Annotated in this window: 11 protein-coding genes and 1 pseudogene; 5 read left to right on the top strand and 7 right to left on the bottom strand. The window is 69.8% G+C overall.

Translation table 11 applies throughout. The features are described 5' to 3' along the window. Positions 1-49: 49 nt before the first annotated feature. The 4 genes from HMPREF0591_RS12520 to pth all read left to right on the top strand — a co-directional run bounded on the left by HMPREF0591_RS12520 (position 50) and on the right by pth (position 3,710). Positions 50-1,291, top strand: a complete 1,242-nt coding sequence (locus HMPREF0591_RS12520; RefSeq protein ID WP_007168927.1) for a cytochrome P450 — start codon at positions 50-52, stop codon at positions 1,289-1,291. A 25-nt stretch (positions 1,292-1,316) separates the two neighbouring features. Then, complete coding sequence (locus HMPREF0591_RS12515; protein ID WP_007168926.1) at positions 1,317-2,198, top strand: oxidoreductase; 882 nt, start codon at positions 1,317-1,319, stop codon at positions 2,196-2,198. Between the two features lie 255 nt (positions 2,199-2,453). After that, positions 2,454-3,122 carry a 50S ribosomal protein L25/general stress protein Ctc gene (locus HMPREF0591_RS12510; RefSeq protein WP_007168925.1) on the top strand — a complete coding sequence of 223 codons (669 nt, stop codon included), beginning with the start codon at positions 2,454-2,456 and terminating at the stop codon, positions 3,120-3,122. Positions 3,123-3,134: 12 nt separating this feature from the next. Continuing rightward, positions 3,135-3,710 (top strand): aminoacyl-tRNA hydrolase, encoded by a 576-nt coding sequence (gene pth, locus HMPREF0591_RS12505; RefSeq protein WP_007168924.1) that lies wholly within the window; start codon positions 3,135-3,137, stop codon positions 3,708-3,710. Between the two features lie 22 nt (positions 3,711-3,732). On the opposite strand, the gene HMPREF0591_RS12500 is transcribed toward pth, so the two are convergent. The 5 genes from HMPREF0591_RS12500 to HMPREF0591_RS12480 form a co-directional block, all read right to left on the bottom strand. Next, positions 3,733-5,367: a fatty acyl-AMP ligase gene (locus HMPREF0591_RS12500; RefSeq protein WP_040622425.1), complete on the bottom strand. Its 1,635-nt coding sequence runs from the start codon at positions 5,365-5,367 to the stop codon at positions 3,733-3,735. Positions 5,368-5,693: 326 nt separating this feature from the next. Continuing rightward, positions 5,694-6,650, bottom strand: a complete 957-nt coding sequence (locus tag HMPREF0591_RS12495) for a 4-(cytidine 5'-diphospho)-2-C-methyl-D-erythritol kinase (RefSeq protein WP_208600848.1) — start codon at positions 6,648-6,650, stop codon at positions 5,694-5,696. Between the two features lie 65 nt (positions 6,651-6,715). Continuing rightward, positions 6,716-7,669 carry a 16S rRNA (adenine(1518)-N(6)/adenine(1519)-N(6))-dimethyltransferase RsmA gene (gene rsmA, locus HMPREF0591_RS12490; RefSeq protein WP_007168921.1) on the bottom strand — a complete coding sequence of 318 codons (954 nt, stop codon included), beginning with the start codon at positions 7,667-7,669 and terminating at the stop codon, positions 6,716-6,718. After that, positions 7,633-8,760 carry a resuscitation-promoting factor gene (locus HMPREF0591_RS12485; RefSeq protein WP_040622422.1) on the bottom strand — a complete coding sequence of 376 codons (1,128 nt, stop codon included), beginning with the start codon at positions 8,758-8,760 and terminating at the stop codon, positions 7,633-7,635. Before HMPREF0591_RS12485 ends, rsmA begins: the two co-directional genes overlap by 37 nt. A gap of 166 nt (positions 8,761-8,926) precedes the next feature. Next, positions 8,927-9,778 carry a TatD family hydrolase gene (locus HMPREF0591_RS12480; protein WP_007168919.1) on the bottom strand — a complete coding sequence of 284 codons (852 nt, stop codon included), beginning with the start codon at positions 9,776-9,778 and terminating at the stop codon, positions 8,927-8,929. A gap of 19 nt (positions 9,779-9,797) precedes the next feature. Here HMPREF0591_RS12480 and metG point away from each other — a divergent pair, with 19 nt between their 5' ends. Continuing rightward, the gene (gene metG, locus HMPREF0591_RS12475) at positions 9,798-11,339 is read left to right on the top strand and encodes a methionine--tRNA ligase (RefSeq protein WP_007168918.1); all 1,542 of its coding nucleotides are present in this window, start codon (positions 9,798-9,800) and stop codon (positions 11,337-11,339) included. On the opposite strand, the gene HMPREF0591_RS12470 is transcribed toward metG, so the two are convergent. Beyond that, positions 11,324-11,701 (bottom strand): nitroreductase/quinone reductase family protein, encoded by a 378-nt coding sequence (locus HMPREF0591_RS12470; RefSeq protein ID WP_007168917.1) that lies wholly within the window; start codon positions 11,699-11,701, stop codon positions 11,324-11,326. The two genes, metG and HMPREF0591_RS12470, sit on opposite strands and share 16 nt — an antisense overlap. 43 nt (positions 11,702-11,744) lie before the next feature. Beyond that, a pseudogene (locus HMPREF0591_RS12465) lies at positions 11,745-11,984 on the bottom strand (DUF1772 domain-containing protein); the annotation flags it as partial.

Below are 11,984 nucleotides of genomic sequence, written 5' to 3'. Positions count from 1 at the left end.
GCGCTGTGGCGGATGGTCTGGAGTCCCCGGCGCCGGATAGTCGACTGGCATGACCACTTTGATCAGCGACTGCCCGAGCGTCTTCGACGCCGGATTGCCCACCGTCGACTACGACCAACTGACCGATCCCGACGAGGCGCACCGAGTGCTGGCCGACGCGCGAAGCCAGGCCCCGATCGCGATCGGTCCCCATGGGCCCGAGATGTTGAGCTACGAGCTGGTGCGAACCGTGCTGCGCGACGGCCGGTTCGTCACGGCGCGCGGCCTCGGACTCGACCTGCAGGGCGTGACGTCGGGTCCGCTCTGGGATCGGGCGATCAGCAACATCCTGGGTCTCGACGGCGCCCGGCATCACCGGCTGCGCCGGCTGGTGTCCAAGGCGTTCGCGCCCCGGGGCGCCGAGCGCCTGCGCACACTGGTCGTCGACATCATCACGGGGCTGGTCGATCCGCTGACGACCGCGGGCCACTGCGACGTGGTCGCCGACATCGCCCGCCGCTACCCCACGCCGGTGATCTGCGCGCTGCTGGGCGCGCCGCCCGAGGACTGGCAACTGTTCAGCGGCTGGACCGACGACATCAAGAAGATCTTCGATTGGAACGTGGCCGAAGACGGCCCGGCGATCCTGGCCGCGTGGGATCAACTCGACGCCTACCTCGAGGACCTGATCGGGCGGCGACGCGCCTCGCTGTCCGACGACCTGATCTCCGAGCTCATCCGAACCGAAGACCCCGCTTTTCCGGGCGACCGCCTCAGCCACGACGAACTGTTGATGCTGTGCGCGACCCTGCTCGGCGCCGGAACCGACACCACCCGCAACCAGCTCGCCGCCGCCGTGCAGGTGCTCGCCGCCCACCCCGACCAGTGGGCCCTGCTCGCCGAGCGGCCGGCGCTCGCGTCCGGCGCGGTCCACGAGCTCATGCGTTATTACCCGGTCGTTTTCGGCACGATCCGCCTGGCCGCCGAGGACGTCGACCTGGCCGGTGTCCGGATTCCCGCCGGCACCCTGGTCGTGGCCAACACCGCGGCGGCCAACCGCGACCCAGACGCCTACCCCCACCCGGACCACGTCGACATCACCCGCGCAGACCCACCGGCAATGCTCACCTTCGGGGGTGGGGTGCACTACTGTCTCGGCGCGCACCTGGCGCGTCTGGAACTGACCGAAGCGCTTCGGGTCATCACCCAACGCATGCCCAACCCCCGTCGAACGGGCCCGGCTCCGTGGCAAGCCATCAGTGGCATCACCGGCCCCACGACCCTGCCGCTGGAGTTCGACGTCCGGGAGTGAGCGAGCCCGATTACCCTCGTCAGTCATGACCAACTGGACCGCCGCAGACCTGCCGTCGTTCGCCGGGCGCACCGTCATCGTCACCGGGGCCAACAGCGGTCTGGGCGCGGTGACGGCCCGCGAGCTGGCGCGGCGGGGCGCCACCCTGATCATGGCGGTCCGTGACGTCCGCAAGGGCGAGAAGGCCGCGCTACAGATCAGGGGCTCGCACACCGGCCCGGTCGAGGTGCGCCCGCTCGACCTGCAGAACTTGTCGTCGGTGCGCGAGTTCGCCGACGGCATCGACAAGGTCGACGTGTTGATCAACAACGCCGGCATCATGGCCGCCCCGTACGCGAAGACGATCGACGGCTTCGAGAGCCAGATCGGCACCAACCACCTCGGGCACTTCGCGCTCACCAACCTGTTGCTGCCGAAGCTCACCGATCGGGTGGTCACCGTGTCGTCGATGGCGCACTGGCCCGGGCGGATCAGTCTCGACGACCTGAACTGGGAGCGGCGGCGATACTCGCCCTGGTTGGCCTACAGCCAATCGAAGCTCGCCAACCTGCTGTTCACCAGCGAGCTGCAGCGACGCCTGGACGCGGCCGGCTCCACGCTGCGCGCGCTGGCCGCCCACCCCGGCTACTCGCACACCAACCTGCAGGGCGCCTCCGGCCGCAAGCTGGGCGACGCGATGATGTCGGCGGTCACCAGGGTGGTGGCGACCGACGCCGACTTCGGTGCCCGGCAAACGCTGTACGCAGCGTCACAGGACCTCCCGGGCGACTCGTTCATCGGGCCGCGGTTCGGCCAGGTCGGCCGCACCCAACCGGTCCGGCGCAGCCCGCGGGCGCGCGACCCGCAGACGGCCGCCGCGCTGTGGGAGCTGTCCGAGCAGCTCACCGGCACCAAATTTCCACTCTGAGGTGCGGATGCAACCGCCGGCGACGCACCCAACGCCCGGCCGGCCGGGCGCACCGACGCCGAGTTCCCCGCCGGGCGGGCGCACGCGCCCCGGCCCGCCCGGATTTCCGCCCTGAGGTGCGGATGCGCTAACCTGACCGGGCGTCACGGCGAGGGTGGCTGGCCAGCCAGCACCGTTATCGACGGAGGCCGACGGACTGTCGCGATCCTTGCCGTGCCCCCAACACTCAGGCACTGAGCACACAGGAGCGACACGATGGCCAAGTCCGCAGGCAACCAACTCACCGCCACGGTGCGAACCGAGACCGGCAAGGGCGCGTCGCGCCGAGCCCGGCGCGAGGGCAAGATTCCCGCGGTCCTCTACGGCCACGGCGCCGACCCGCAGCACCTGGAGCTGCCCGGCCACGACTTCGCGGCCGTGCTGCGCCACGCGGGCACCAACGCGGTGCTGACCCTCGACATCGACGGCAAGGAACAGCTGGCGCTGACCAAGGCGCTCGACATCCACCCGATCCGTCGCACCATCCAGCACGCCGACCTGCTGGTCGTGCGCCGCGGCGAGAAGGTCGTCGTCGAGGTCCGGGTCGTCATCGAGGGCGACGCCGTCCCCGGCACCCTGGTCACCCAGGACACCAACACCATCGAGATCGAGGCCGACGCGCTGTCGATCCCCGAGCAGCTGACGGTGTCCATCGAGGACGCCGAGCCGGGCACCCAGTTCACCGCCGGGCAGATCACGCTGCCGAAGGGCGTCAACCTCATCTCCGACCCGGAGATGCTGGTGGTGAACGTGGTCACCGCACCGACGGCCGAGGACCTCGAGGAAGAGGGCGCCGGCGAGGGCGCCGAGGCCGAAGCGGCCCCCGCGCAAGAGGAAGCCGGCGAGGCCACAGATTCCGGGGCCGCCGCGGACGAGTCCGAGTAGGCGGACCCCGTCGTGGCCGAGCCGCTGCTGGTCGTCGGCCTGGGCAACCCCGGAGACAACTACGCCCGCACCCGGCACAACCTCGGCTTCATGGTCGCCGACCTGCTCGCTGGCCGGCTGGGCTCGAAGTTCAAGGTGCACAAGCGGTCCGGGGCCGAGGTGGTCAGCGGCCGGCTGGCCGGGCACCCGGTGCTGGTGGCCAAGCCGCGCTGCTACATGAACGAGTCCGGCCGCCAGGTCGGGCCGTTGGCAAAGTTCTACTCGGTCCCCCCCGCCGACATCGTGGTCGTCCACGACGACCTCGACCTCGACTTCGGGCGCATCCGCCTCAAGATCGGCGGCGGTGAGGGCGGCCACAACGGCCTGCGCTCGGTGGCGTCCGCGCTGGGCACCAAGGAGTTTCAGCGGGTCCGCATCGGCATCGGGCGTCCGCCGGGACGCAAGGACCCGGCGGCCTTCGTGCTGGAGAACTTCTCCGCCGCCGAACGCGGCGACGTCCCCACCATTTGCGAGCAGGCCGCGGACGCCACGGAGTTGCTCGTCGAGCTGGGGCTCGAGCCGGCGCAGAACCGCGTGCACGCCTGGTAGGCGCGCGCCGGCAAGGCCGGCCTTAGGTGACCAGGGTGGCGGAGTGCGACCGGCGCAGCTTGCCCGACGGGGTCTTCGGGATGGTGCCCGGGCCGAGCACCACCACGTTGCGCGGCCGCATGTCGACCTCGGCGACCACCTCGCGGGCGACCTGATGCTCGATGCGGCGCACCTCGGCCGGGTCCTGCCACGCGTTGGACTCGACGGCGACGGCGAACGTCTCGCGGGAGTGGCCGGCGTCCAGGCGCACCGCCACGGCGCAGCCGGGCCGCACCCCCTCGACGCGGCAGGCGGCGCGCTCGATGTCGGTGGGATAGATGTTGCGGCCCGCCATGATGATGACGTCCTTGACGCGTCCGCAGACCACGACGTGGCCCTCCTCGGTGAGGTAGCCGAGGTCGCCGGTGTCATACCAGCCGTTCTCGTCCTGCGCCGGGATGAAGCCGCCCATGGTCAGGTAGCCGGGCGTCAGCGACTCACCGCGCAACTCGATGACGCCGACGCCGCGCGGCGGCATCACGTCGCCGTTCTCGTCGATGATGCGCGCCTCGAGGTCCTGCAGCAGCGGGCCGAGCGTGGCCAGCCGCCGCGTGTTGCCCTTGGTGGCGGGCACGGCCCGGCGCAGGGCGGCGAGCAGGTCGGCGTCGACCTCGTCGACGACCAGGCCGGCGTTGCACTCCGAGAACGACACGGCCAGCGTGGTCTCGGCCATGCCGTACGCGGGCAGGATCGCCGAGGGCCGCAGGCCGAACGGCTTGCCCGCGTCGAGCAGGTCCTCGACGTCGGCCGGTTCGACGGGCTCGGCGCCCGACAACGCGAACCGCAGCGTGGACAGGTCGAAGTCGCCCGGCTTGGCGTTGCGACGCAACCGCTTCGCCAGCAGCGCGTAGGCGAAGTTGGGTGCCGCGGTCATGGTGCCCTTGTACTTGTCGATCAGCTTGGCCCACAACAGGGTGTCGCGCAGGAAGTCCATCGGCGTGACCTTGACCAGCTCCGCGCCGAAAAACATCGGGATGGTCAGGAAGCCCACCATGCCCATGTCGTGGAAGCAGGGCAGCCAGCTCACCATGACGTCCTTGTCGACGTCGTACTGGGCGCCGATGAACATCGCCTCGGCGTTGGAGTAGATGTTGCGGTGGGTGATCTGGACGGCTTTGGGAGATCCGGTCGAGCCGCTCGTCAATTGCATCAGCGCCAGGTCGTCCTCGCCGACCTCGACCGGGTCGATCGGGTCCGACGCCAACAGGTCGGCCACGGTGAGGACCTTGATGCCCTTCTCTTCGAGCACCGGGGTGGCGACCAGGAAGGGCTCGGAGACGATGACCGCCTTGGCCTCGATCATGCCGATGACGTTCATGGTGTCCTCGGCCCACACGGCCAGGTCGGTGCGTGGCGTGGGCTGGTGCAGCATCGTCAGGCTGGCGCCGCGCATCCACAGGCCCTGGGCCGTCGGGGCGATCTCGACCGGGAAACCGGCGAGCACACCGACCGCGTCGCCGAGTCCGATGCCCGCGGCGGCCAGGCCGCCCGCGATGCGACGGGCGCGCTCGTGCACCTCGCCCCAGGTGTGGCGGACCGGTTCATGGGGTTCACCGGTGACCATGCCCGTTTTCGCGTTGCGGGCATTGCGGTACATCTTCTCGGTAAACCTGCTCACACAAACCTCCTCGGTTGCGGCGCTTGCCCCAACGCCCGCGATCTCATATTCCGCCCGCCGGGTAACACTTGGGAGCAGGCGCGCAAACACAGTCGGGCAGCGGTTAGGTCTCGAATCGGCGATGAGTCGACGACCTCGCGTCCGACCGCCCGATAAGCCAGGATCGGGGCCGTAGAACGCCGGTGGGCCCGAAGTATCAGTCGTCCGCCGGAAGCCCCGGCGGACGACGATATTGAGTGGTCTAGCTCAGCGGTACCCGTCACCGCGGATTATCTTAAACTCCTCTTAGGGAACAGCCCAAACGAATGCGCGATTTGGGGCGATTTTCACACTTCGGTCGGGGCCGGAACCACCCGCGCCCCGGCCACGGGCCCACTGGCGACCCGCACCGTGCGGCAGACCCCCGCACCCGACACCTCGGTGCCCACGTCGACCGCCGCACCCGCCGAGCCGCACAAGAAGGCGCACGTCGGGCCCGAGCCGGACACGATGCCGGCCAGCGCGCCGGCCTCCACGCCGGCGCGCAGGGTCCGGCGCAGCTTCGGGTTGAGACTCACCGCGGCCGCCTGCATCTCGTTGCCCAGCAGCGACGCCAGCTGTTCCGCGTCGCCCGCGGCCAGCGCGGCCAGCACCGGCCCGGGGCCGCCGAGCCGCGGCGGATCCCCCGCCTCCCGCAGCCGGTCCAGCTCGCCGAACACCGACGGGGTGAGCAGCTCGCCGTCGGCGAAGGCCAGCACCCAATGGAAGGTGTTGCGGGACAGGACGGTGGCCAGCTCCTCGCCGCGGCCGGTGCCCAGCGCGGTGCCGCCGTGCAGCGCGAAGGGCACGTCGCTACCCAGCCGCGCGGCCAGCATGCGCAGGTCGCGGCGGGGCACGTTGAGTTCCCACAGCGAGTTCATGGCGACCAGCACGGCCGCCGCATCGGCGCTGCCACCGGCCATCCCGCCGGCCACCGGAATGGATTTGTCGATCATGATCGAGACGTCCGGCGCCCGGCCGACGTGTTCGGCCATCAGCTCGGCGGCCTGCCAGGCCAGGTTGCGTTCGTCGGTGGGCAGCGTGTCGGCGCCCTCGCCGACCAGCTCGAGCGACAGCACGTCGGCGTTCCGGACCGTCACCTCGTCGAGCAGGGAGACGGCCTGGAACACGGTCGTCAGCTCGTGGTAGCCGTCCTCGCGACGATCGCCGACCGCCAGATAGAGGTTGACCTTCCCGGGCACCCGAACGGTGACCGACCCGGTGGGCACCCACTGGGCGGCGGTATTGCCGTCAGACATTGTCACCCACCGCAGCAGACTATCGCTGCGACCGGCCAACTACACGCAGCGGCGCCCCGAAGACACCGCAGTCAGCTCGGGGACGGCTGCTGCTGCGTCGCGGGCGGGCCGACCGGGGCCGCGGTATCGGCCGGTTCGGTGGAGCGCCGCAACAGGCGCACGAAGTCGTCGACGGACAGGGTCTCACCACGGCGGGCCGGGTCGATGCTGGCGGCCAGCAGCCGGTTCGCCGACTCGTTGCCCGAGCCGGCCCAATCCACGAAGGCGTTGCGGGCCGTCTTGCGGCGCTGGGCGAACGCGATGTCCACCAACCGGAACACCTGACGGCGGAACGCTTCGTCGGTGGGCCACGGGGCGGTGGGGTAGCGATCGATGCGGACCAAACCGGAATAGACCCGGGGAATCGGCCAGAACACCGCCGGCGACACCGTGCCACACCGCCGGACCGTCCCGAAGAATCGGACCTTGACGCTGGGCACCCCGTAATCCTTGCCGCCGGGCTCGGCGGCCAGCCGCTCGGCGACCTCCGCCTGCACCATGACGGTCACGGTCTGGATGGACGGGAAGTCGGCGAGCAGATGCAACAGCGCGGGCACGGCCACGTTGTACGGCAGGTTGGCGACGACCGCGTTGGGTTCGGCGGCGAGCTCGTCCGGTCCGAGGGTCAGGACGTCGCGGTTGAGCACGGTGAGCCGGTGGATTTCGCTGTGCGAGTGCTCGGCGACGGTCAGCGGCAGCCGCTCGGCGAGGACGGGGTCGATCTCGACGGCGGTGACGGCGGCACCGCGGTCGAGCAGGGCCAGCGTCAGCGAGCCCAGCCCGGGACCGACCTCCAAGACGTGGTCGGAGCGGCCCACCCCGGCGGTCGAGACGATCCTGCGGACCGTGTTGGCATCGTGGACGAAGTTTTGACCGAGGGATTTCCGTGGCCGAAAGTCAAGTTCTTTGGCGAGCCGCCTGATCTCGGTACGACCGAGCAGCCGGATGGTCAGCTCGCACCAGCTCTTCCGCTGCAGACCGGCCACGCGCCCCAGCCCTGACGTTCCCGGGTCACCTCGGCGACGGCGATCTGCTCTTCCCGCGTAGCCAGGTCGGCGCGCGCGGCGAACCTCAGCCCGCCGTTGCGTTCCCAGGTGCCCTGGTCGAACTGCACACCGCCGTAGTAGCCGTTGCCGGTGTTGATCGCCCAGTTCCCGCCGGCCTCGCAGCCCGCGATGGCGTCCCAGATGGCTCCGTTGCTGACCGGCGGCACGTCGGTGCCGGGCTTGGTGCCCACCCGCACCACCGCGTCCCGGGCGGGAGTGATCACCGTGTTGGCGATCGGCAACCGGCCGGTCTCGACGCCGTTGACGGTGGCGACCGCGAACGTGACGTCCTGGGTGCCCGGGCTGCCGGGGTCTTCGACCACCTGGCGGCTCATGTTCATGTCCGGATCCTCGACCCGACGGGCGTTCGGCGGCAAGGGCATCCGCTCGGTGATTCGCTGGATCCGGTTGCGGGTCACCTGGATCTCCATGCCGTCGACGATGGGCGACGCCGCGTTCGGCGTCGCCTGGTCACCCTCGAGGAGCGGGGCGCCGGCGGCGCTCAGCAGCCCGGCGACGTTGGGCGCCGGCAGGTGGACCGTGCGGGTCGCGCCGCCGTCGTTGATGCGGACCGTCTTCGCGCTGACGACGGGCAGCGCCATCCCCGCCAGCGGGACCCGGCTGCCGCGCGAGGCCGCGGCCGGGGCGGTGTCGGTCATGGCGAGCTGGGCCAGCGCCTCGTCGACGGTCGACGCCGTCGTCCACACCTGCTTGGTGTCGTGGCCGTCCAGCGAGATCTGCAGCGGGCGGCTGCGACGCAACACGATGTTGGTGGCGTCGTGCACCTTGACGTCTCCGGCGGGGTACAGGTCGTCACGCTCGTCGACGGCGAAGCCGTTCTCCTGAACGATGTCGATCACCCGCGACTTCATGGTCGTCACCCGCATCGCGATTCCGTCGACGGTCAGCGTCACCGTCTTGCACGCCGAAACCGCGAATCCGCCGGCGAACGCGAGAACTACCAGCAGCCCACCGACGACAAACCGCAACATCGGGGACGGGGTCTGATGAAGTTTTGTTAATACGGTCAACGCGCGTCTATCCCGGCCACAGCAAGCACCCCAACGACCTAATCAGCACCAAGCGACAAATAAGGGCCCGGAGGCCCCACCCTTTCGATCACAAGACGGTAACGAACCGGCCAATGTTGAGCAACTCCGGCGCGAGCTTGTTAACGGAATCGACCCGTTTCGCGAGTCAATCGCGAGCCAGCCCGTAGACCCGCCGAGCGTTGCTCGTGGTGGCCTGCGCCAGCTCTTCGGCCGGCCGGCCCACCAGTTCGGCGACCGCTCGCACAGTATAAGGAAGGCAGTACGGCTCGTTGGGCGCCCCACGGTAGGGATGCGGCGTCAAGAAGGGCGCATCGGTTTCCACGAGCAGCTGCCCGAGCGGGATCAACGGGATGGCCGCCTGGAGGTCGCGGGCATTACGGAAGCTCGCCGTTCCCGACAGGCTGAGCAACCACCCGGCGTCCACGCAGCGGCGGGCCATCGCGGCATCCGACGAGAAGCAATGGAAGATCACGGTGTCGGGCGCGCCCTCGGCGGCCAGGACGTCGAGCACCTCGGCGTCGGCCTCGCGGTTGTGGATCATCAGCGGCTTTCCGCACCGCTTGGCCAGGTCGATGTGCCAGGCGAAGGCGTCCCGCTGGGTGTCCGGCCGCGCGCAGCCGTCCAGGCGCCCGGGCCAATACAGGTCCAGGCCGGTCTCGCCGACGGCGACCACCCTGGGGTGCGCCACCAACTGTTCGATCTCGGCGCGGGCGTCGTCGTCCAGCGCGTCGGCGCGGGTCGGATGCAGGGCCACCGCCGCATACACCCGGGGATCCCACTCGGCGGCCCGCGTCACCCAGCGCGCCGACTCCAGGTCGTCGGCGATGGTGACCACGGCCCCCACCCCGGCGGCCGCGGCGCGGTCCACGATGGCGCGCACGCCCTCGGCGTCCCGCGCACCGCAGGCGTCGAGGTGGGTGTGGGCGTCGACCAGGGGCGCCAGCGGTTCGGGCGCGGGCGGCGCTTCTCGTTGTCGTCGGTTGGAGCTCACGCGCACACAATAAGGTGGACTCTCGATGAGGCCCTTCTACGTCACCACCGCGATCACGTATCCCAACGGCAATCCGCACGTCGGGCATGCCTATGAGTACGTGGCCACCGACGCGATCGCCCGGTTCAAGCGGCTCGACGGCTTCGACGTGCGCTTCCTGACCGGCACCGACGAGCACGGCCTGAAGATGATGGAGACGGCGGCGGCGGAAGGCATCCCGACCGCCGAGCTGGCGCGGCGCAACTCCGACGTTTTCCAGCGGCTGCAGGAGAAGCTGAACATCTCCTTCGACCGGTTCATCCGGACGACGGACCCCGACCACCACGAGGCGTCCCAGGAGATCTGGCGGCGGATGGAGGCGGCGGGCGACATCTACCTGGACAGCTATTCCGGTTGGTACTCGGTGCGCGACGAGCGGTTCTTCGTCGAGTCCGAGACCGCCGTGGTGGAGGGGACCCGGGTCGCGGTCGAGACCGGCACGCCGGTGACCTGGACCGAGGAGCAGACCTATTTCTTCCGGCTGTCGGCGTATGCGGACAAGCTGTTGGCCCACTACGACGCGAACCCGGAATTCATCGCCCCCGAGGTGCGGCGCAACGAGGTGGTCAGCTTCGTCTCCGGCGGCTTGCGCGACCTGTCGATCTCGCGCACGTCGTTCGACTGGGGCGTGAAAGTCCCCGGGCATCCCGACCACGTCGTGTACGTCTGGGTGGACGCGCTGACCAATTACCTGACCGGGGTCGGCTACCCCGACACCGATTCCGAACTGTTCCGGCGCTACTGGCCGGCCGACCTGCACATGATCGGCAAGGACATCATCCGGTTCCACACCGTCTACTGGCCGGCATTTCTGATGTCGGCCGGGATCGACTTGCCCCGAAGGGTTTTCGCGCATGGCTTCCTGCTGAACCGCGGCGAGAAGATGAGCAAGTCGGTGGGCAACATCGTCGACCCGGATGCCCTGGTCGACACGTTCGGGGTGGATCAGCTGCGCTATTTCCTGCTGCGCGAGGTGCCCTTCGGGCAGGACGGCAGCTACAGCGAAGACGCGATCGTCACCCGCACCAACACCGATTTGGCCAACGAGCTCGGCAACCTGGCCCAACGGTCGCTGTCCATGGTGGCCAAGAACCTCGACGGAATCGTCCCGGCGCCCGGCGAATTCACCGCCGAGGACACCGAACTGCTCGACGTCGCCGACGGTCTGCTCGACCGCGTTCGCATCGAATTCGACAACCAGGCAATGCATCTGGCGCTGGAAGCGATCTGGCTGATGTTGGGCGCGGCTAACAGGTATTTCTCGGCCCAGCAGCCGTGGGTGTTGCGCAAGAGCGAGTCCGAGGCGGACCGGAAGCGGTTCGCGACGGTGCTTTACACGACGTGCGAGGCGGTTCGCATCGCGGCGCTGTTGGTCCAGCCGGTAATGCCCGAGTCGGCGGGCAAGCTACTGGACCTGCTCGGCCAGGCGCCCGAGCGGCGCGGCTTCGACGCGGTGGCGACGCGGCTGGCGCCCGGCACGGCGCTGCCCGCGCCGACCGGCGTCTTCCCGCGCTACCAGGTCGACTGACCGCTTGCGAGGCGCACGCGAACGGTGACGCGCCCGTCGGCGCCTCGGTGCGCGACGGCATGCCCGGTGCGCTCGACGCCATCAAGTGTCACCGACATCGGCGCGCCGTCGCCGACGAAGTTGCGCCACCACGTCTTGGCGTCGGGCATGTTCGCGGCGATCTCGATCTCGTCGCCGCGACGGCGGTAGGCCACCGGAATCGAGAACGTCCGTCCCGACCGTCGGCCCGTGTAGGTGACGAGCGCGATGCTGCGCCGCATTCGCGCGCCGAGGCGCGGCGAGGCCGCCATCGCCGCGACCGGCTTGTTGAGCAGCGGTGCCGCGCGCATCAGCAGCCGTCCGATGTTGTTGCCCATGCTCATTGTCCCGTTGTCCTTTCCCCCTCAGATCCACTTCAGATCAACTTCAGAGCAGCAGCGCCAGGCACAACGCCGCGACGGCGAGGCCCTGCAGAGCAGCCCTGATGGTGATCACCCTGTCCCAGTCACGTTGCAGCCCACGCGCGTTGGTTGACGGCTCGGGTTGGTCCGCGCCGGCGGTGAGTTGGCGGTTGATCGGCGCGCTCACGCGCAGGTAGATCAGCAGCCAGACCAGCAACAGGCCGACCGCGGCGCCGGCCGCCCCGGCCTGCGGCCAGCGGCCGGA

The organism is Mycobacterium parascrofulaceum ATCC BAA-614 (assembly GCF_000164135.1).
GTDB lineage: Bacteria > Actinomycetota > Actinomycetes > Mycobacteriales > Mycobacteriaceae > Mycobacterium > Mycobacterium parascrofulaceum.
The sequence above is the reverse complement of the archived record's forward strand: the minus strand, read 5'-3'. Positions and strand labels throughout refer to the sequence as shown.

Coding starts and splice junctions, on each gene's coding strand:
- HMPREF0591_RS12515 (WP_007168926.1), top strand. CDS start 1,317: ATGACCAACTGGACCGCCGCAGACCTGCCGTCGTTCGCCGGGCGCACC.
- HMPREF0591_RS12520 (WP_007168927.1), top strand. CDS start 50: ATGACCACTTTGATCAGCGACTGCCCGAGCGTCTTCGACGCCGGATTG.
- metG (WP_007168918.1), top strand. CDS start 9,798: ATGAGGCCCTTCTACGTCACCACCGCGATCACGTATCCCAACGGCAAT.
- HMPREF0591_RS12510 (WP_007168925.1), top strand. CDS start 2,454: ATGGCCAAGTCCGCAGGCAACCAACTCACCGCCACGGTGCGAACCGAG.
- HMPREF0591_RS12470 (WP_007168917.1), bottom strand. CDS start 11,701: ATGAGCATGGGCAACAACATCGGACGGCTGCTGATGCGCGCGGCACCG.